The organism is Methylobacterium nodulans ORS 2060 (genome assembly GCF_000022085.1).
In the GTDB taxonomy this organism is placed as follows: Bacteria; Pseudomonadota; Alphaproteobacteria; order Rhizobiales; family Beijerinckiaceae; genus Methylobacterium; species Methylobacterium nodulans.
On sequence record NC_011894.1, the window covers coordinates 5364628 to 5383661 of the forward strand.

Genomic DNA, 19034 nt, shown 5'->3' on the forward strand with positions numbered 1-19034 from the left:
AGACCGGCGCCGATGAACGGTGACTGACCGTCGAAGTAGGCGTCGGATCGCCACCGGGGCGACCTGCGGGATCGCGCAGGCCGCCCGGGGTCATACGGTCTCCGATTGATCCGTCCGAAGACAAGAGGGCGCGGGCAGCGCGGGATCCCCTCTCCCGTGCGGGAGAGGGGTAGGGGTGAGGGTCCCGGACCCTTCAGAATAAAACTCTGACGGCAGTGCTGGCAGCGGCCCGGTTCAGTCTTCTTGCTGAACCACCAAGACCCTCACCCCTGCCCCTCTCCCGCACGGGAGAGGGGTTCCCCGCGCTGACTCGTCTCGCAACAGATCAACCGGAAACCGGATCAAACCCCCGGCCCGCCGGCCTTGCCCGCCCTCGGCTTCGCCTCGGCGGGGCGTGCGGCGGCGACCGGCGGCGGGGCGCCGATCAGCGACATCGGCGCGGCGGACTGGGCGGAAGCCGGCTCCGGCCGCGGCGGCGGGGGCTCGTTCACCGCCGGGTCGGGAAGCCGGGCATTCCAGGCCTCGGCGGCGGCCTTGGCGGCGGCGAGCTCCTTCGCCCCGAGCTTGGCCGCGACCTCGTCGCGCTTGCGCCCGGCATCGTCGTCGCCCTGCGCGGCCGCGGCGGCGAACCAGCCGTAGGACTGGCCGAGATCCTGCGGGACGCCGAGGCCGCGGGCGAGCAGGACCGCGAGATTGTACTGGCTGTCGCGCACGCCGAACTCGGAGGCCCGGCGGAACCACGCGGCGGCGGCCGCGTAATCGGGCTTGCCGCCGGCACCGCCGGATTCCGCCATCAGCACCGCGAGATTGTGCATCGCCCGGACATGCCCCTGTTCGGCGGCCTTGCCGTACCAGAGCCTCGCCTGGGAGACGTCGCGGGTCACGCCCATGCCCTTCTCGTACTGGCTGCCGAGACGGTACTGCGCCGGGGCATAGCCCAGGCTCGCGAGGCGCTCGAACAGCTTGGCGGCGAGCGCGAGATCGCGCACGGTGCCGCGGCCATCCGCCTCGCGGCTCGCCAGCTCGTAGAGGGCGGCGCCGTCGCCGTCGAGGGCGGCCTGCCGCAGGCTCGCGAATGAGGCCGGCAGTCCGGCGAGATCGGGCCCGAGGGAGGCGGCCGCCGCCACGCGCGGCACGAGCAGCGGCTTCTCGGCCGCGACCGGCGCCGCATCCGGAATGCGGGCGGCGGGCTTGGCCAATTCGGATTCTGGAACCTCGCCGAGCGCCTGGGTGGTCGCCGGATCGGCCGGAGCCGCGGTCTCGGCGGCGGAGCGCGCCGCGAGCGGGGCCGGGGGGCTCGCGGGCCCGCCCAGATAGCCGTTCAGGGCCTGCAGCGTGCCCAGGGCCAGGACCACGGCGGCAAGGCCGAGGAGCAGCGGCCGGCGCCGCCGGTCCAGGGTCGCCCGAAGCTGTCCGACGAGACCGGGCGCGAAGGAGATATCGGGACGAAGCGCCGCGGCGGTGTCGCCCCGGTCGCTCCCGCGGGCAGCCTTGGCGGCGTTGCCGCTGGCGGCCTCCGCCGCGGCGGCCTGCGCGGCGCGGCGCGCCGCGGCGATGAAATTCGCCTTGATGTCCGCAGCCGGCATGTCGGGTGCCGCCTCCCCGGCCTCCGACGCCGGGCGCCCGGCGCGCGGCCGGCTGGCACCCGGCTCGAGCATCTCGTCGGCCGGATGGGCGGCGGGAGAGGGTGCGGTAGTGCCCCGCCCCGGGCGAGCGGGCGCCGCGACGCTCTCAGGAAGCGCCTCACGGACCGTCGGGGCTTGGCGGCGGCGCGGGGGCATTGCGGGCGCCGCCTCGGCGCGCGGGCGCTCGGTCTCGATCTGGGAGAGCCGCGCGACGAGGCGTTCGAGGGCCGTGTGGACGCCCTCCATGGTCGCCTGCATGCGACGCTCCGAAGCCTCCTGCTGCGCACGCAGCTCCGCAAGGGTCGCCTGAAGCGTGCCGAGCTGGCCCGCGGCTGGCCCGGCCCCCGCCGGGAGCCCGGCGCCGATCGTGTCTGCCACCGCGTGGCGGGCAGCGCGCTCGGCAGCGGCCTGGATCGGCGCCTCCTCGCGCAGGAGCGCGACCTGCGCGAGCAGATCGCCCATCGTGCGCTCCAGGCCGGCCAGGGCCGGGTCGCTGCCGCGGGTGTCGATGCGGGAGGCCAGGGCCAGCACCTGTTTCTCGAGCCCGTCGAGCGCTTCGCTGCCGGCGCCCTCGCCGACACGGTCGAGCTTGTCGGCCAGCGCGCGCAGCATGCCGTGGATCGAGGCGAGATCGCCGCCCGGAACGGCGGGGCGGCGGAGCGAATCGCCGATCTGCTCCAGCCGCTCGATCATCGCGCCGACGGGACCGCCCGTCGCGACCTTGTCCACCTTCTCCGAGAGCGCATCGATGCGCCCGATGATGTCGTCCGCCGCATCGGGCACGTCGCGGGCCGCTTTCGCGGCGGCCTGAGCGCGCAGGTCGTCGAGCTTGCGGTCGAGATCGGCGAGCCCCCGGGTGATCGCGGGCGCCGTGGCGCCCGGAGCCCGCAGACCGCTGCGGATCTCCTCCAGAAGCGGCTTGATCTCGGCCACGATCGGCTGCTGCTCGGCCACCCCGCTGCAGAGATCGGCGATGCGCGCGTTCAGCTCCTCCACCGAGTGGGCGAGCGACTGGATGCGCTCGGGCGTTGCCAGCGCGGCGATCTGCCGGCGGATCGCATCGAGCTCGCGAAAAAGGTTCGCAATCGCGTCCCGGTTGGCGAGGCTGCCCGCGTCGGAGGTGTTGAGAGCGCTGTCGACCTTGCGCGAGAGGCTCTCCACGTCCTGGACGAGGCGGCCGTGAACGTTCGCCGCGACATCGTCGGCGAGCCGGTTCACCTGCATGCGCATCAGGTCGATCGTCCCGGCGATCCCCGCGAGGTCTTCGGGCTGGCGCGCCCGCTTCACCTCGTCGGCCAGGGTGCGGAAAGCCTGCTCCATGGCGCCGAGGTCGCGGCTCGTGGCGAGCCCGGTGACCGAATCGCGCAGGCGCATGGTCTCCGCCTGCAGCCCGGCAATGGCCGGCGAGAGCGCCTCGGAGGCCGCTTTCGCGCTGTCCGCCACCCGGTTGAGGTCGCGGCGCATGGCATCGATGACGTCCTCGGCCTGCGCCCCGGCCTCGCCGTCCGCCTCCTCGAGCTGCTGCTGGCGCTGGCGGATCTCCGCCACCGCCGCGCGCAGCTCGTCCTGGACCGGCAGGCCGCGCCGGCCGATCGGCCGCTGGCCGCTGGCCGCGATCCGTTCGCCGAGCGCGGTGATGCGCGCCTCGAATTCCTGGAGCATCGCCTGGAGGCCAGCGGGCTCGGCGGTGCCGGAACCCGTCCGCAGCAGCTCCTGCAGGCGGGCTTCGATTCCCTCGACCGCCCGCACCACCGCCTGGTCGACGACCTCGCGGCTCTCGGCGAGGCGGCGGTCCATCTCGGCCTGAAGAAGCTCGTTCAGGCGGGCGGGATCGCCTGAGCCCGCCTGCTCGCGCAAGATCTCGGAGAGCCGGCTCTCCACTCCCTCGACGGCGCGCGCCGCTGCCCGATCGGCGGTCTCGATGCTCTCGTTCAAACGCCTGTCGATCTCGTCGAGCCGCCGGGTCATTGCCGCGAAGGCCTCGCCGAGGTCGGATCCGGCGGCCTGCGGCGCGGGCCGGATGGGAGCCGCCGCGCGCTCCCGGTGCGGCGGCTCGGCGAGCCGCGGCGGCTCGGCGAAGCGCGGCCCGGAATCCCGCAAAGCCTCGGTGCGCGGGCGACCGCCGGCCCGATTGGACGATTTCGCGTCGCCACCCGCCCGCGCGCGAGTCCGCACACCGATGCGCGCCGATTCCTGCGAGATCGTGGCCGCGAGCCAATCCTCGACGGACATGCCGGCGCGGCGGGCGGCTTCCCGGGCGGCCTGCCGCACATCCGGGTCGAAGGCGTCGAGGCTGGGGGGTGCGTTCCGTCTCATAAGCGGCTCTGGACCTGAAGAGAATCGGCACCGGGCTGTCGCCGTGCAGAGAGGCGGGGCTGCGTCACCGCGGAGGCAAACATCAATGCGGGGTCAACGGCACGGGGCCCAGAAGCCCCGGACCGGACTTTCTCCTGCGCAGGGTAAACAAGGTGTTAAGCTGCGGAAGGAGGGACACTTTCGGACCGGCGACTCACGCCGGCGGCCGGGCCTGCCCGGCAGCACGGACTGGGCATCCTACATTCACAACTACCAGGCGAATTTCGGCGATCATAAACATCCCTGACGGCGCATACGGACCGTCGGCACGCACGAAACCGTAAGCTGTTTTTCGCCACAAAGCCTTGAATCAGCAGCCGTTTTACCGTAAGTAACACACGCCCAAGTTGACGTTACCTTTCCCTTAGGTAGGTCAGGTGACCTTCTTCGTGTCATAGTGGTCGAGCGACGCGGGATCGAGGGGCCGCGGATCGAGCGCCTTGGCCGCGGGGTGAGCCGTGGGGTTTTCGGATGGGATATGAAAGAGAGGGGGGGACGATGAGGACGGCCTCTGGGCGGACGAGCACTCCCTCCGCGCGATCCGGGCGCAGCGCCGCAAGCCGCCATGCGGCCCCGGCGACGCTGACGATAGGCGACCTCGCGGAGGAGTTCGGCGTGACCCTTCGGGCGTTGCGCTTCTACGAGGCCAAGGGTCTGCTGCACCCGCAGCGCCGCGGCACCACGCGTCTCTACACCGAGGAGGATCGGACCCGTCTCGCGACGATTCTGCGCGGCAAGGAACTCGGCTTCACGCTTCGTGAGATCGCCGCCATGGTGGATGGCGACGAGATGGGCGAGCCGGGAGCCGAGCCAAGTCTCACGCTGACCCCCGCCCAGGTCGAAGAGCAGATCGCGCATCTCGAGAATCAGAAGGCCGAGATCGAGCGCGCCCTGGTCGCGCTGCGCAGCTACGGGAAGCCGAAAGCCAGCGCCTGACCAGGTGGGCCAGGAAACCGTGGGCGCGGCCGCCCGGCCACGCCGACGGACCGGCCCGACGGCCCTGTCACCGCCTGCACTTACCGGCTCTTCTTGTAGAGCTTGCTGGCGATCTCGAAGATCTCCTCGGGGGCATAGTTCGGCGCGAAGGCGCCATAATTGCCGTCGAGCTCCGGTATCTTTCCACCCTCCGGCAGGCCGTCGACTACTTCGAGATTTCCCGGCGGGTCGCCCGGCAGCGCGACCTCGTCGTTGGACCATATGCCGGCGGATTCGGCGTAGTCGTCCGGGCTGAAGCGATAGAGGCGGCGGTGGCTGCCCTCTTCCAGATACTTCTGGCATTCCGGGATGCGGCTGAGGTCGATGTTCGGCGTCGGCAGCATCTTCTCGATCTCGACGCCGGTCAGCTTCTTCAGCGCGAGCGCATAGGCATGCGCATGCACCGAGCCGCGCACCAGCAGATAGCCGCACACCTCCCGACCGGTCGGCGCCGTCAGCGACTCGTAGACCCGCAGCTTGTGCAGCCGTGCACCGCATTCCAGATGGAAATTGTGCAGCAGGTCGATGATGATGTTGCCGGTCGTGGTCACCATGTCCATGTTCCACGATGCCGCGTTGCTGTTCATCGGCATCGCGCCGCCGCCATTGCTGAAGAAGCTGCCGGCGAGGCGGATATCCTGCATGTCCTTGAACGGCGCCTTCGCGATGTCGACCCCCGGCGTCGGGTCGCCCGGACCATTGTTCAGCATGGCGACACCGGTCGAGACCAGCTCGACATGCCCGAGCTCTTCCGCAAAGATGCTCGATACGAGGCTGTAGAAGGGCCTCAGCTTGGATTTATTGCGGAAGTTGAAGCTCTGAAACATGTAGTTTCCGAGCGTCGACATTTCACCGTACTTGCCGCCGAGCAATTCCTGCAGGGCGGCAGCGGCGTTGGGCTCCGGTTGCTTCGGCTCCGGCAGGGCGGCCTGCAGACGGTCGATGCGCATGAACATGAGCGGCTCTCTCCCAAGGCGCGTCGGACTTCCCCGGTGATACGATCGGGCCAGGCCCCGGTTCCTCTCGCGCGTGAACTTGTTTGCCGCGAGAGGTTGCGCCATGCCGACGCATCCGGTCTGATGCGGCAGTGTCCGGCCGGCTGCCCCGCACCATGCCCCGTTCCCTGCTCGTCGCCGGAGCCGTGCTCCTGCTGCTCCTCGCCCTTGTCCCGGCCCGGGCCGACGCGCCGATGCGCGGGCATGGCGGACCGGTGCGGGCGCTTGCCGTGTCGCCGGACGGCCGGCTGGCCATCTCGGGCAGTTTCGATCAATCGGCGATCCTGTGGCGGATCGAGGACGGGACGGCGCTCGCCGTGCTCCGCTTCCACGACGGCGCCGTCAACGCCGTGGCGGCGCTGCCGGACGGGCGCATGGCGACGGGCGGCGAGGACGGGCGCGTGGCGCTCTGGCAGCCCGGCCGGGCGGAGCCCGTCGCGGTCTTCGCCGACCATGCCGGGCCGGTCGCCGGGCTCGCCGTCTCGCCGGACGGGGCACGCCTCGCCTCGGCCGCCTGGGACGGGACCGTGCGGGTGTGGGCGCTCGCGGGCGGCGCGACGCGCGTCCTGGCGGAGCACAAGGGCAATGTGAACGGCGTCGCCTTCCTGCCCGACGGACGCGTCGTCTCAGCCGGCTACGACGCGACCCTGCGGATCTGGCCCGAGGACGGAGCGGCCCTGTCGGTGACGCTCCCGTCCCCGCTCAATGCCGTCGCGGCGACCAAGGACGGCGAGATCGTCACCGCTTGTGCCGACGGCAGCGTCCGCATGCTGAGGGCGGATGGCAGTGAGCGGGCCGCCGTGGCCATTCCGCCCTCGCCGGTCACCGCCCTCGCCCTGTCGCCGGACGGCGCCAGGGTCGCCGCCGCGACCGTGGGGGGCGCAGTGGCGGTGATCGACCGGCGGGAGGCCAGGTTGCTGCTGACGCTGGTCGGGCCCGGGCTGCCGGTCTGGTCTCTGGCCTTCCGCTCGGATGGCGAGCTGCTCACCGGCGGCAGCGACCGGCTCGTGCGCCGCTGGGACGTGCGAACGGGCGAGCCGATCGGCCCTCTGGCACTCACGCGCCCATCCGACGACCTTGCGGCCTTCAAGGGCGAGCGGGGGGCGGAGGTATTCCGGGCCTGCGCGGCCTGCCACACGCTGACGGCCGACGGCGGCAACCGCGCCGGCCCGACGCTCCACGGCGTGTTCGGCCGGCCGATCGCCACGGCCCCCGGCTACACGTTCTCGCAGGCGCTGCGGCGCCTCGATATCGTGTGGAACGCCGAGACGATCGCGAAGCTGTTCGAGATCGGCCCCTCGCGCTACACGCCGGGCACGAAGATGCCCGAGCAGACGATCCGGGACCCGGGCGATCGCGAGGCCCTGGTCCGCTTCCTGGAGAGAGCGACCCGCTGATCGAGCATCCGTCCGGAGGGACTCTAGCCCTGCCGCACGGCATGCGCCTCGGTGAGGCGCGCGGCGTAGCGTGCGATCAGGTCGACCTCAAGATTGACCGCATCGCCCACCCGCCGCTCGCCCCAGGTCGTCACCGCGAGCGTGTGCGGGATGAGCAGGATCGTGAAGGTGTCGCCCTCGACGCCGTTCACGGTGAGCGAAGTGCCGTCGAGGCTGACCGACCCCTTCTCGGCGATGAAGCGCGACAGAGACGCGGGCGCCCGCAGGACGAATCGGTCGCTCGGCGCCCAGCCGTCGCTCCCGTCTCCCGTCACCGCCTCCCGGGCGACGATCTCGGCGAGCCCGTCGACATGGCCGGTGACGAGATGGCCGCCGAGCTCGTCCCCCATGCGCAGGGAGCGCTCGAGATTGACGCGCGTGCCCGGCCCCCAGCGACCGACGGTGGTGCGCGCGAGCGTCTCGGCGGCGGCGTCGACCGAGAAGCGGCAGCCCGCCCCGTGCGGCACGACCTCGACCGCCGTGAGGCACGGCCCCGAGCAGGCGATCGAGGCGCCGAGCGCGATCGTCGCCGGATCATAGGCGGATTCGATGGTGATGCGTCTTAGGCGCTCGCCGCCCTCGACGGCGATCACGCGTCCAACATCGGAGACGAGGCCGGTGAACATGGCGAACTCCGCGCATAGGAGGTGAAGAGGTCGGGGCCGGCGCGCGTCTCCTCCGCGAGGCCGAACGCGCCGCTCGCGAGCAGGTCGGCGAGGTCGGGACCAATGGCGGGCAGCCCCGCTCGGTCGAGGGGACGCGCGCCCGTGACGATGAGGCAGGTGTCGATGAGGCCGTGGCGGGCAAGCGCGTTGGCGAGCGTCGGGCCGCCCTCGCAGAACACCCGGGTGAAGCCCCGCTCCCCGAGACCATGCAAAGCCGCCCGCAGCTGGAGCCGCCCGTCCGGATCGACCGGCATCCGGGCCACATCGGCGCCGGCGGCCCGGATCGCCCGCTCGGCCTCCGGCGGGGCCGCGGGGCCGCACAGGATCAGGGTCGGGACGCGGTCGCTCGTGCGCAGCAGCCGGGATTGCGGCGGTGTGCGCAGGGCGGGGTCGAGCACGACACGCACGGGCGAGCGGTCGCCGAGGCCCGGCAGGCGCACGGTGAGTTCCGGATCATCCGCCAGCACCGTCTCGACGCCGACCATGATGGCGTCGCTATGCGCCCGCATCAGGTGGATCCGGGCATTGGCGAGCGGGCCGGTGATGATGAGCCGCCCGGTCCCGCCCGCGGCGAAGCCGTCGGGCGTGCGGGCGAGCTTGAGGTCGATCGCCGGCCTGCCCGCCGTCACCCGCGTGACGTGGCCCAGATGGTCGCGGGCGGCCTCCTGCCCCAGCGTGCCGACCGTGACGGCGATGCCGGCCGCGCTGAGCCGCCCGTGGCCGCGGCCGGCGACGCGCGGGTCGGGATCCGCCATGGCGCTCACCACCCGGGCAATTCCGGCCTCCACCACGGCGTCGGCGCAGGGCGAGGTCCGGCCGTGATGCGAGCAGGGCTCCAGGGTGACGTAGAGCGTGGCGCCGCGCGCCGCCTCGCCCGCCGCGGCAAGCGCGATGCGCTCCGCATGCGGGCGCCCGCCGGGCTGCGTCACGCCCTGCGCGAGGATGCGCTCCGCCCCGGGCGGGCCGGCGACCAGCACGGCCCCGACCGAAGGATTCGGCCAAGTTTCCCCAAGATGGCGCCGGCCGAGGGCGAGCGCCAGGCGCATGTAGCGCCGGTCGAGGGCGGATTGCCTGTCGGGCGGAAGCGTCACGCCCGGGACCGGGCGCGGCGCATCGGCGCGTCGCCGCCCTCCCCTGCTGCGGGCTGTGCCGCCTCGGAGGGCGGCCCCGCCCCGATCGGCCGGTCGGCCTCGGCCTGCGGCACGGCGCCATCCTGCTGATCGGCGCTGAGGCGGCCGAGCAGCTCCTCGAAATCCTTGGCCTCGCGGAAGTTCTTGTAGACGGAGGCGAAGCGCACATAGGCGACATCGTCGAGCCCCTTGAGGCCCTCCATGACGAGTTCGCCGATGGCCTCGCTCGTCACCTCCGGCTCGCCGCTGCTCTCCAGCTGCCGGGTGATGCCGCTCACGAGGCGCTCGATGCGGTCGCTCTCGACGGATCGCTTGCGCAGGGCCACGTCGATGGAGCGCTGCAGCTTGTCCCGGTCGAACGGCACCTTGCGGCCGGAGCGCTTCACGACCGTGAGTTCGCGCAGCTGCACCCGCTCGAAGGTGGTGAAGCGGCCGCCGCAATCCGGGCAGATCCGGCGGCGGCGAATGGCCGAGGCATCCTCGCTCGGCCGGGAATCCTTCACCTGCGTATCCAGGCCGCCGCAGTAGGGGCACCGCATCGGCCGTCGACCCTCCGTGAGGCGCGCCGCCCCGGCCCGGGCGGCGACGCACGAAAACGACAAGGGGCCGGGCCCGCTCCCACGGGCCCGGCCCTCAATGATGCCGTGTAATCGATCAGCTGTAGATGGGGAAGCGGCCGGTGAGGGCGTGGACCTCCTGCAGCACCTTCGCCTCGGCGGCGGCGTCGCCCGCCTCGCCCGCGCGGGCCAGCCCATCGAGCACCGCCACGATCAGCTCGCCCACCTTCTTGAACTCGGCGACCCCGAAGCCGCGGGAGGTCGCCGCCGGCGTGCCGAGGCGGATGCCCGAGGTCACGGTCGGCTTCTGCGGGTCGAACGGCACGCCGTTCTTGTTGCAGGTGATGCCGGCCCGCGACAGCGCCGCCTCGGCGGCCTTGCCGGTCAGGCTCTTGGGCCGCAGATCGACCAGCATCAGGTGGTTGTCGGTGCCGCCCGTGGTGATGGCAAAGCCGCCCGCGCTGATGGTGGCGGCCAGCGCCTTGGCGTTCTCGACCACCTGCTTGGTGTAGAGCTTGAACTCGGGCGTCAGCGCCTCGCCGAAGGCCACCGCCTTGGCGGCGATGACGTGCATCAGCGGGCCGCCCTGCAGGCCCGGGAACACTGCCGAGTTGATCTTCTTGGCCAGCGCCTCGTCGTTGGTCAGCACCATGCCGCCGCGCGGCCCGCGCAGGGTCTTGTGCGTCGTGGTGGTGACCACATGCGCATGCGGGAACGGCGAGGGATGCACCCCGCCCGCCACCAGGCCGGCGAAATGCGCCATGTCGACGAAGAACACCGCCCCGACGCTGTCGGCGATCGCGCGGAACTGCGCGAAGTCCCAGTGGCGCGGGTAGCCCGAGCCGCCGGCGATGATCAGCTTCGGCTTGTGCTCCGCGGCGAGCCGGGCGACCTGCTCCATGTCGATGCGCTGGTCCTCGCGGCGCACCGTGTAGGAGACCGGCTTGAACCACTTGCCCGACACGTTCGGGGGCGCGCCATGGGTCAGGTGGCCGCCCGCGGCGAGGTCGAGGCCGAGGAAGGTGTCGCCCGGCTGCATCGTCGCCATGAACACGGCCTGGTTGGCCTGGGAGCCGGAATTCGGCTGCACGTTGGCGAACTCGCAAGCAAACAGGCGCTTGGCGCGCTCGATGGCGAGATTCTCGGCGATGTCGACGAACTGGCAGCCGCCATAGTAGCGGCGGCCCGGATAGCCCTCCGCATACTTGTTGGTGAGCACCGAGCCCTGCGCCTGCAGCACCGCCCGCGACACGATGTTCTCGGAGGCGATCAGCTCGATCTCGTGCTGCTGGCGGCCGAGCTCCTGATCAACCGCGCGGGCGAGCTCCGGATCGACCTCCGCCAGCGAGGCCGAGAAGAAGGAGTTGGACAGGGATGTCTTGGCGGAGCCCGCGCTCATGGTGACCTCGACTGTTGGAGAGTTTCGTCCCGAGGACGGTTGGTTGAGTGGGTCGCGTCCCGTCGACCGGGTTCTACACGGGGCCGGAACCCCGGCCAAGGGCGCGCCCCGGTCCGCCGCATCGGACCAAAGTGCGGCCCGCGAGCGCGGGGACGGTGTCCCATGAGGGCCCTGCTGCGCCGTGCTCCCTGCAGGAAAGCCGGGATGCACGGCACCACCCGGCGGTGGTAGCCGCTCAACACGATTTAAGTCAAGGAAGCCATTGAATAGAAAAACTTAATGGCTATGCAGAAAAAGTTGGAATGACAGAGCCCGGCCCAGTCCCCGCTCAGTAATGTGGCGGCGGCGGCTCGTCGCCGGGAGCGGTGGGACGCTCCGCCATCTCCCGCAGGCGCTCATGCAGGGCGGCGACCTGCCGGGTCAGCAGGTCGACCCGCGCCCATTGCTCGGCGACGGTGCGGCTGAGGTCGTCGATGGTGCGTTCCTGGTGCGCGATGCGGATCTCGAGATCGTCGAGGCGGGAATCCGGTTCGGCCATGCAATCCTCCGACGAGAAGAGATCCTCCGACGCGAAAACGGCCCGGGCGAGGCCCGGGCCGTCATGTCGACCACGGCGGGACGGCGTCAGTTCGTCTGGCCGTCGTCCTCGTCCGCGAAGTTGCGGGGCGCCTGGGCGGCCGCCGCCATGGCGGCGCTCGGCGCACCGACGCCGTCGCGCTTATAGATGTCGTCGCGGAACTGGACGAGGCCGTCCGGCGTGGACCACGCGGTGATGTAGGTCCAGTAGACCGGGATCGGCGCCACGGGGCGGGCATCGACCCGCTGGCCGCTCTGGATGATCGCCTCGATCGTCTCCGGGTTGCCCTGAGGCGTGCCCTGCAGGATCCAGGCGACGTAGTCGCGCACGTTCTGGACGCGCACGCAGCCGGAGGAGACGAAGCGGAAATCGTCGCCGAAGATGCCCTTGGCCGGCGTGTCGTGCATGTAGACGCCGTGCGGGTTGGGGATGTTGATCCGCACGAAGCCCATCGAGTTCAGATCGACACCGGGATCCTGCCGGAAGCGGTAGCGGGTCGCCTCGTCGGAGCGCCAGTTCACCTGGCTCGGGGGGATCTCGCGGTCACCGTCGAAGATGCGGATCTTGTTGTCCGTCAGGTAGTTCGGCTCCTTCTGCATCTTCGGGATCAAGTCCTTCTTGATGATCGAAGCCGGGACGGTCCAGTAGGGATTGAAGTTCACCTCCTGGATCTTGGCGTTCATGATCGGCGACTGGCGGTCGATCTTGCCGACGCCGGCAGCGTGCCGGGTGGCGACATGGTCGCCCTCGACCGTCTCGACGAGGGCCGCCGGGATGTTCACGATCACGTAGCGGGCGCCGAGGTTGCCCGAATAGGAGCGCAGGCGCACGGCGTTGAGTTCGAGCTGGCGCAGCCGCACATCCGCCGGCACGTTCATGGCCTGGACGGTGGTGATGTTCATGGCGCCGGTCTGGTTGAGGCCGTGGCGGGCCTGGAACCGGCGGACGCCCGCCTCGACGTAGGAATCATAGACCGGCGAGGAGCCAGCGGCCGGGTCGAGGTCGCCCGAGGTGATCAGGCGCTGGCGCAGCGCCACCACCGCCGGGCTCCTCGCGCCGACGCGCAGCCGCTCGGCGCCGGAGACCGGCTGCCAGCCGCCGCGGGCGACGATGTCGCGATAGCGCTCGATCATCTGCTCGGTGGCCGCGAGCGTCTGCGGCGAGAGAATCGGGGTGTTCGAGCGCTGGACCCGCATCGTGGAGGCGGAGTCGTAGTTCTGCGCCCATTCGGCCTGGGTGAGGCCGCGCTCCTCGGCCGCAGCCGGAAGAGCGACGGCGGCCAGCAGCGCCAGGCCGAGCGAACCGCTGAAGGAACCGCGTGTCAGCATGGGAAGCAAGCTCGTGAACCTTGGGGGAGGGCGTGCCGGACGGCACGTCACCGGTCGAGGCGACCGTGTCGGTGTGCGGTTAAGACTCCATGAGGAGCGGGCCAGATTGTGGCGGGGCCGGAGCCGCCCTGTGGAGCATGGCCGTTCGTGATGGACTGCGTCCTTGCGGCAACAGGCGTGACGCGTGACAGGATCTTTGCCACGGTGGCGCCCATGGCGGGAGCGCCTCCGCTCGGGTAGAGGAGCCGCATGACGGACGAGCGGCAGCATCAGCGGAGATCGCGCCTGCGGGCGGCCGTCGCCATGCTCGCGCTCTATGGGCTGGTGCTCCAGGCCTTCCTCACGGGCCTGAACTCCGTTCCGGCCGCCTCCGCCGCCGGGGTGATCTGCGCCGCCCACGAGTCCGGCCGGGAGAGCCCGGGGCCGCATCCGGGCCATGTCTGCTGCATCGCCGCCTGCCTCGGGCCGATCGCGCCCTGCCTGCCGCCCGGCGGACAGGCCGCCTGGCCGTCCCGCCGCGTCATCGCGGTGGCGTGGCAGCCCGCCTCCGAGGCGCCGGCCCGGGGCCCGCCGCCGCGGCCCTCCTCCGCCCGCGGTCCTCCCCTCGCCTGAGCGCATCCGCGCGGCTGCCCGTGCGGCCGCACCGATCCCTCAGGCGAATGGACCCTTTTTCGATGATCCGCTTTCTCTCCGGCGGCCTGTGCGCCGCACTCGTCGCCTCGTCCGCTTCCGCTCTCGCCCACGCCGTCCTGGAGCGGGGGGAAGCCAGCCCCAACCGGTCCTACCGGGCCGTGATCCAGATCAGCCATGGCTGCGACGGCAAGCCGACCACCCGCGTCACCGTGACCGTCCCGGAGGGCGTCATCGGCGCCAAGCCGATGCCGAAGCCCGGCTGGACGCTCACCACCGTCACGGGCCCCTACGCCCGCGCCTATCCCTCCTACCGCGGCGAGATCCGCGAGGGCGTGAAGGAGATCACCTGGAGCGGCGGCAGCCTGCCCGACGACCACTTCGACGAGTTCACCGTCCAGACGCGGATCTCCGACGCTTTCGCGTCCGGGGAGACGGTGTACTTCCCGGTCCGCCAGGATTGCAGCGAGGGGAGCCTCGCCTGGACGGAGATTCCGGCAGCCGGGCAGAGCGCCCACGACCTGAAGAGCCCGGCGCCGGGCGTGCGGATCGTCGCGGCGGGCGTGCCGGCGGCCCCCGCCGCCGCGACGAGGGCCGGCGATCTCACCATCGAGACGCCCTGGATGCGGGCGACGCCGGGCGGCGCCAAGGTCGCGGGCGGATATCTGCGCGTGACGAACACCGGAACCGCGCCCGACCGCCTCCTCGGCGCATCGATCCCCCTCGCCGGCCGCGGCGAGGTGCACGAGATGTCGATGAATGGCGGCGTGATGCGGATGGCGCCGGTCGAGGGCGGCCTGACGATCAAGCCGGGCGAGACCGTCGAGCTGAAGCCGGGCGGCTACCACCTGATGTTCCTCGACCTGAAATCCCCCGTGAAGGCGGGCGAGACGGTCGAGGGCACGCTGACCTTCGAGCGGGCCGGCTCGGTGCCGGTCCGGTTCCAGGTCGGCGCCATCGGGGCGGCCGGCCCCGGCGGCGGGGGTCACCAGCACCAGCACTGAGCCGGCGGCACAGGAGCCCCGCCCCTGGCGGGGGCGGGGCTTCCTGCGCATTCCCGCCGTCGAATGGATTGACCGGAGGCCGTATCATACGGCTTCTGGTTGATCCGTTCGGAGACAAGAGGGCGCGGGATCCCCTCTCCCAAGTGGGAGAGGGGTAGGGGTGAGGGTGGCACGGTTCAGAACAACGCACTGAGCGCAGCGCCGGCAGCGGCACGGTTCAGTCTTCTTGCTGCACCGTCTCCACCCTCACCCCTGCCCCTCTCCCACTCGGGAGAGGGGTTCCCTGTGCGTACTCGTCTCGGAACAGATCAACCGGCGTCCGCATGATGACGGCCATCACGCGGATGCCGCGGACCGCCCGGTCAATCCACCCACTCGCCCCGGCGCATCACCGGCTCGAAGGCGCCCTCGGCGGTCACGCCATCGACATCGACGTCGGCGGAGCCGATCATCCAGTCGATGTGGATCAGGCTGCGATTGGCGCCGCGCGCGGCGAGGTCCACCTCGCTCAACCCCTGGCCGCCATTGCGAAAACACTTGCTGTAGGCCTGTCCGAGCGCGATGTGGCTCGCCGCGTTCTCGTCGTAGAGGGTGTTGAAGAACAAGAGGCCGGAGGCCGAGATCGGCGAGGAGGCCGGCACCAGCGCGACCTCGCCGAGGCGCCGGGCGCCCTCGTCGGTGTCGAGCACCTTGGCGAGCACATCTCCGCCCCGGCGCGCCTGCGCCTCGACGATGCGCCCGCCCTCGAAGCGGACCGCGATGTCCTCGATCAGCGTGCCCTGGTAGGAGAGCGGCTTCGTCGCCGCGACCCGGCCCTCCACCCGCAGCCGGTGCGGGGTGGTGAAGACCTCCTCGGTCGGAATGTTGGCGTTGCAGAGGATGCCGGTCTTCGAGGCCGAGGCGCCGCCGCACCATTCGTGATCGTCGGCAAGGCCCACGGTCAGGTCGGTGCCGGGGCCGCGGAAGCGCAGAGCCGCGTAGCGGCGGGCATTCAGCGTCTCGGTGCGGCGATGCAGGGCCGCGTTGTGCGCCGCCCAGGCGCCCACCGGATCCGGGCCGTCGACGCGGGAAGCCGCGAAGATCGCGTCCCAGAGGCGCGCCACCGCCTCCTCCTCGGGCAGGTTGGGGAAGACCGCCCGGGCCCAGGCCGGGGTCGCGGCCGAGACGATGGTCCAGTTGGTGGCGAAGGTGGCGATCAGCTCAAGGGCCGGCTGGTAGGCCTTGGAGCGAGCGCGGTTGGCGCGCGCCACCTTGTCGGGATCCTGGCCGGCGAGGAGCGCGGGGTCATCGCCCACGATGGCAAGCCGCGCCGCCCCGCTCCGGTAGGCGCTTGCCATGCCCTCGTAGAGCCAGCCGGCGGCGCGGTCGAAGGCGTCGTCCGGCGCCTGGGCGAAGCGGGCGAGCGTCGCCTCGTCGTCGGAATAGAGGGTGGTGACGAGGGAGGCGCCCGCCGCATAGGCCTGGGCGGTGATGCGCCGCGCGAGGCCGAGCGCCTCCAGCGGCGCGGTCATCACCAATTCCTGTCCGGGCTGCAGACCGAGCCCGACCCGGACCGCCACCTCGGCGAGCCGGTCGAGCCGGGCATCCTGCGCGGCGCTCTCGGGAACGTGGACGGTCATCGGCAAGTCCTCTTTCGGCAAGTCCTCGTGACGGCAGCGTTCGGGATCGCGGAGAGCCTACCCGTCAGGCGAGCCGCGTCCAGGCGATCCCGCCCAGATTCTCCCGGGCGGCGAAGCGGGTCAGGTGCTCGGCCACGACGGCTTCGAGCCGGGTCAGGCGCGCGAGGTCGGGAGCGGCCACCCGCAGCGTCAGCCCCTCGGCATCGGCCTCGAAGGTCGCGGAGCGGCCCTCGCCGAAGGGCACCACACCCCGCTCCGGCGAGAACACGGTCTCGGGGAACTTATGGCTCCAGTGCTTGCAGAGCTGAGCGAGATAGCGGCTCGCCGCCGGCGTCTCGACGCGCGCCTCGGCCAAGAGGGTGACCGGCTCGCTCATGCGGATTCGGCCTCCCGCAGCGCCGTCCAGATCGCCCGCGGCGTCGCCGGCATGTTGATGTGGGTGACGCCGCGCGGGCGCAGCGCGTCGACAAGGGCGTTCATGACCGAGGGCAGCGCGCCGGCGCAGCCCGCCTCGCCGCAGCCCTTCGCTCCGAGCGGGTTGGTCTTGGCCGGCACCGGATGGCTCTCGAAGCTCATCAGTGGCGCATCGGCCGCGCGCGGCAGGCAGTAATCCATGAAGGAGCCGGTCACGAGCTGGCCCTGCTCGTCGTAGGCCGTGCGCTCCAGGAGCGCCTGGCCGATGCCCTGGACCACGCCGCCATGGATCTGCCCCTCGACGAGGAGCGGGTTCACCACCGTGCCGAAATCGTTGACGGTGGTGTAGCGCACCACCGCCGCGACGCCGGTCTCCGGATCGACCTCCACCTCGGCGATGTGGCAGCCATTGGGGAAGGCCGAGGGCGAGGCCGCGTGGATATGGGCGACGTCGAGGCTCGTCGGCGCCTCGGGATCCGCGAGGCCCGCGCGCACCCGCGCGGCGAGGTCGAGAAGGCCGATGCCGCGGTCGGTGCCCGCGATGACGAAGCGGCCGTTCTCGAACGCGATGTCGGCCGGGCCGGCCTCCAGCACGGCGGAGGCGGCGGCCCTGCCCTTCTCGATCACCTGGGCGCTCGCCTCGACGATGGCCGCGCCGCTCGCCATCAGCGACTTGGAGCCGCCGGTGCCGCCGCCCGCGATGAGCTGGTCGCTGTCGCCCTGCAGCAGCCGCACCCGGTCGAGCGGGATGCCGAGTCGGTCGTGCAGCACCTGCGCGAAGGGGGTGGCGTGGCCCTGGCCGTAGTCGAGGGTGCCGGTGATGATCGTCACCGTTCCGTCGGCCTCGAAGCGGATGCCGCCCATCTCGTTGGTGGGCGGGGCGGTGATCTCCAGGTAGTCGCCGATGCCGATGCCGCGGAGCTTGCCCCGCGCGGCGCTCTCGGTCCGGCGCGCCTCGAACCCGTCCCAATCGGCGGCGGCGAGCGCCCGGTCGAGCACGGCCGGAAAGTCGCCGCTGTCGTAGGTGAGCCCTGAGGGCGCCGCGTAGGGCATGTCCTCGGGGCGGATGTGGTTGAGGCGGCGCAAGGCCACGCGGTCGCGGCCGGTCTCGGCGGCGGCGGCGTCGATCAGGCGCTCGATGAAGTAATTGCCCTCGGGCCGGCCCGCGCCCCGGTAGGCGCCGATCGGCGTGGTGTTGGTGTAGAGGCACTCCACCGCCACGTCGAAGACCGGCGTGCGGTAGACCCCCACCATGTTGCGGGCGATGTTCACCGTCTGGAACAGCGGCGAGAGCGGGTTGAGATAGGCGCCCATATTGGCGTGGCCGCACACCCGGAAGGCGAGGAAGCGCCCCTGCGCGTCGAGGGCGAGCTCCGCCGTGACCGTGACGTCGCGCCCGTGATGGTCGGAGAGGAAGCTCTCCGAGCGCAGATCCGTCCACTTGACCGGGCGGCCCAGCACCTTCGCGGCGTGAAGGAGCGGCAGGTATTCGGGATAGACCGGCGCCTTCATGCCGAAGGAGCCGCCCACATTGCCGGTGAGCACCCGCACCTTGTCGCGCGCAACCTTGAGCACCCCGTCCGCGAGGCCGTTGCGCAGGCCGAACACGCCCTGCGAGCCGACATGCAGGGTGTAGCGCTCCGCCTCCGGCTCGTAGACGCCGATGGCCGAGCGGGGCTCCATCGGGTTGATGACGAGGCGGTTGTTGACGAGGGGGAGGCTGGTGACGTGAGCGGCCCGAGCGAAGGCGGCCTCGCAGGCGGCGCGGTCGCCGATCTGGAAATCGAGGGCGCGGTTGCCCGGCACGTCGTCATGCAGGAGTGGGGCATCCGGGGCGGCCGCCTCCTCGGGCGTCGTCACCACGGGCAGGTCCTCGATGTCGAGGACCACCGCCTCGGCGGCATCGCGCGCCTGCACGAGGCTCTCGGCCACGACGACCGCCACGGGTTCGCCCGCGTAGCGCACCTTGTCCGTCGCGAGCGAGGGCTGCGGCGGCTTGTGCATGGGCGAGCCGTCCTGGTTCGTGAACGGCATGCCGTTGGCGATGCGGCCGTACCCGTCCAGATCCGCCGCCGTGAAGACACCGAGCACGCCCGGCATGGCGCGGGCGGCCTCGGCGTCGATGCCGTTCAGCCGGCCATGGGCGACGGGGCTGCGCACGAAGGCCGCGTAGGCCTGGCCGTCCAGGGCGAGGTCGTCGGTGTAGCGTCCCTCACCCCGGACCAGCACGGGATCCTCGGCCCGCGGCACCGGCTGGCCGATTCCGAACTTCTGGGGGGCCGCAAAGTCGCGAGCGTCGGGACGGGCGTTCATGCCGTGCTCTCC

Annotated in this window: 15 protein-coding genes; 4 read left to right on the plus strand and 11 right to left on the minus strand. The window is 71.7% G+C overall.

Going from position 1 to position 19034, the window contains the following annotated elements:
- Positions 1 to 341: 341 nt before the first annotated feature.
- Positions 342 to 3941, minus strand: coding sequence for an SEL1-like repeat protein (locus tag MNOD_RS25010; protein ID WP_015931744.1), 3600 nt, complete (start codon positions 3939 to 3941; stop codon positions 342 to 344).
- A gap of 537 nt (positions 3942 to 4478) precedes the next feature.
- Here MNOD_RS25010 and MNOD_RS25015 point away from each other — a divergent pair.
- Positions 4479 to 4916, plus strand: a complete 438-nt coding sequence (locus tag MNOD_RS25015; RefSeq protein ID WP_015931746.1) for a MerR family transcriptional regulator — start codon at positions 4479 to 4481, stop codon at positions 4914 to 4916.
- Positions 4917 to 4996: 80 nt separating this feature from the next.
- On the opposite strand, the gene MNOD_RS25020 is transcribed toward MNOD_RS25015, so the two are convergent.
- On the minus strand, positions 4997 to 5911 hold the full coding sequence (locus MNOD_RS25020) for a manganese catalase family protein (RefSeq protein WP_015931747.1): 915 nt from the start codon (positions 5909 to 5911) through the stop codon (positions 4997 to 4999).
- Positions 5912 to 6066: 155 nt separating this feature from the next.
- Here MNOD_RS25020 and MNOD_RS25025 point away from each other — a divergent pair, with 155 nt between their 5' ends.
- Positions 6067 to 7347, plus strand: a complete 1281-nt coding sequence (locus MNOD_RS25025; protein ID WP_015931748.1) for a c-type cytochrome — start codon at positions 6067 to 6069, stop codon at positions 7345 to 7347.
- A 23-nt stretch (positions 7348 to 7370) separates the two neighbouring features.
- Here the strand turns inward: MNOD_RS25025 and MNOD_RS25030 are convergent, their stop codons facing one another.
- The 6 genes from MNOD_RS25030 to MNOD_RS25055 form a co-directional block, all read right to left on the minus strand.
- Complete coding sequence (locus tag MNOD_RS25030) at positions 7371 to 8012, minus strand: riboflavin synthase (protein WP_015931749.1); 642 nt, start codon at positions 8010 to 8012, stop codon at positions 7371 to 7373.
- Positions 7976 to 9097: a bifunctional diaminohydroxyphosphoribosylaminopyrimidine deaminase/5-amino-6-(5-phosphoribosylamino)uracil reductase RibD gene (gene ribD / locus MNOD_RS25035; protein ID WP_083786691.1), complete on the minus strand. Its 1122-nt coding sequence runs from the start codon at positions 9095 to 9097 to the stop codon at positions 7976 to 7978. The genes MNOD_RS25030 and ribD overlap by 37 nt, the downstream gene beginning before the upstream one ends.
- 41 nt (positions 9098 to 9138) lie before the next feature.
- Entirely contained in the window at positions 9139 to 9720 is a 582-nt protein-coding gene (gene nrdR, locus MNOD_RS25040; protein WP_015931751.1) for a transcriptional regulator NrdR, read from the minus strand.
- A 115-nt stretch (positions 9721 to 9835) separates the two neighbouring features.
- Positions 9836 to 11137 (minus strand): serine hydroxymethyltransferase, encoded by a 1302-nt coding sequence (gene glyA, locus MNOD_RS25045; protein WP_015929983.1) that lies wholly within the window; start codon positions 11135 to 11137, stop codon positions 9836 to 9838.
- A gap of 328 nt (positions 11138 to 11465) precedes the next feature.
- The gene (locus MNOD_RS25050) at positions 11466 to 11675 is read right to left on the minus strand and encodes a SlyX family protein (RefSeq protein ID WP_015931752.1); all 210 of its coding nucleotides are present in this window, start codon (positions 11673 to 11675) and stop codon (positions 11466 to 11468) included.
- 86 nt (positions 11676 to 11761) lie between these two features.
- Positions 11762 to 13042: a L,D-transpeptidase family protein gene (locus tag MNOD_RS25055; RefSeq protein ID WP_015931753.1), complete on the minus strand. Its 1281-nt coding sequence runs from the start codon at positions 13040 to 13042 to the stop codon at positions 11762 to 11764.
- A gap of 249 nt (positions 13043 to 13291) precedes the next feature.
- Here MNOD_RS25055 and MNOD_RS25060 point away from each other — a divergent pair, with 249 nt between their 5' ends.
- Entirely contained in the window at positions 13292 to 13654 is a 363-nt protein-coding gene (locus tag MNOD_RS25060; RefSeq protein ID WP_015931754.1) for a hypothetical protein, read from the plus strand.
- Positions 13655 to 13716: 62 nt separating this feature from the next.
- On the plus strand, positions 13717 to 14676 hold the full coding sequence (locus MNOD_RS25065; protein ID WP_015931755.1) for a copper chaperone PCu(A)C domain-containing protein: 960 nt from the start codon (positions 13717 to 13719) through the stop codon (positions 14674 to 14676).
- Positions 14677 to 15038: 362 nt separating this feature from the next.
- Here the strand turns inward: MNOD_RS25065 and MNOD_RS25070 are convergent, their stop codons facing one another.
- The 3 genes from MNOD_RS25070 to MNOD_RS25080 all read right to left on the minus strand — a co-directional run bounded on the left by MNOD_RS25070 (position 15039) and on the right by MNOD_RS25080 (position 19022).
- Positions 15039 to 16295, minus strand: coding sequence for an aminopeptidase (locus tag MNOD_RS25070; RefSeq protein ID WP_015931756.1), 1257 nt, complete (start codon positions 16293 to 16295; stop codon positions 15039 to 15041).
- A 64-nt stretch (positions 16296 to 16359) separates the two neighbouring features.
- On the minus strand, positions 16360 to 16671 hold the full coding sequence (locus MNOD_RS25075) for a DUF2218 domain-containing protein (RefSeq protein WP_015931757.1): 312 nt from the start codon (positions 16669 to 16671) through the stop codon (positions 16360 to 16362).
- Positions 16668 to 19022, minus strand: coding sequence for a xanthine dehydrogenase family protein molybdopterin-binding subunit (locus MNOD_RS25080; protein WP_015931758.1), 2355 nt, complete (start codon positions 19020 to 19022; stop codon positions 16668 to 16670). Before MNOD_RS25080 ends, MNOD_RS25075 begins: the two co-directional genes overlap by 4 nt.
- Positions 19023 to 19034 lie beyond the last annotated feature (12 nt).

Excerpts from the sequence above, each read along its gene's own strand:
- MNOD_RS25010 (WP_015931744.1), bottom strand. The coding sequence starts at position 3,941 with ATGAGACGGAACGCACCCCCCAGCCTCGACGCCTTCGACCCGGATGTG.
- MNOD_RS25015 (WP_015931746.1), top strand. The coding sequence starts at position 4,479 with ATGAGGACGGCCTCTGGGCGGACGAGCACTCCCTCCGCGCGATCCGGG.
- MNOD_RS25020 (WP_015931747.1), bottom strand. The coding sequence starts at position 5,911 with ATGTTCATGCGCATCGACCGTCTGCAGGCCGCCCTGCCGGAGCCGAAG.
- MNOD_RS25025 (WP_015931748.1), top strand. The coding sequence starts at position 6,067 with ATGCCCCGTTCCCTGCTCGTCGCCGGAGCCGTGCTCCTGCTGCTCCTC.
- MNOD_RS25030 (WP_015931749.1), bottom strand. The coding sequence starts at position 8,012 with ATGTTCACCGGCCTCGTCTCCGATGTTGGACGCGTGATCGCCGTCGAG.
- ribD (WP_083786691.1), bottom strand. The coding sequence starts at position 9,097 with ATGCGCCTGGCGCTCGCCCTCGGCCGGCGCCATCTTGGGGAAACTTGG.
- nrdR (WP_015931751.1), bottom strand. The coding sequence starts at position 9,720 with ATGCGGTGCCCCTACTGCGGCGGCCTGGATACGCAGGTGAAGGATTCC.
- glyA (WP_015929983.1), bottom strand. The coding sequence starts at position 11,137 with ATGAGCGCGGGCTCCGCCAAGACATCCCTGTCCAACTCCTTCTTCTCG.
- MNOD_RS25050 (WP_015931752.1), bottom strand. The coding sequence starts at position 11,675 with ATGGCCGAACCGGATTCCCGCCTCGACGATCTCGAGATCCGCATCGCG.
- MNOD_RS25055 (WP_015931753.1), bottom strand. The coding sequence starts at position 13,042 with ATGCTGACACGCGGTTCCTTCAGCGGTTCGCTCGGCCTGGCGCTGCTG.
- MNOD_RS25060 (WP_015931754.1), top strand. The coding sequence starts at position 13,292 with ATGACGGACGAGCGGCAGCATCAGCGGAGATCGCGCCTGCGGGCGGCC.
- MNOD_RS25065 (WP_015931755.1), top strand. The coding sequence starts at position 13,717 with ATGATCCGCTTTCTCTCCGGCGGCCTGTGCGCCGCACTCGTCGCCTCG.
- MNOD_RS25070 (WP_015931756.1), bottom strand. The coding sequence starts at position 16,295 with ATGACCGTCCACGTTCCCGAGAGCGCCGCGCAGGATGCCCGGCTCGAC.
- MNOD_RS25075 (WP_015931757.1), bottom strand. The coding sequence starts at position 16,671 with ATGAGCGAGCCGGTCACCCTCTTGGCCGAGGCGCGCGTCGAGACGCCG.
- MNOD_RS25080 (WP_015931758.1), bottom strand. The coding sequence starts at position 19,022 with ATGAACGCCCGTCCCGACGCTCGCGACTTTGCGGCCCCCCAGAAGTTC.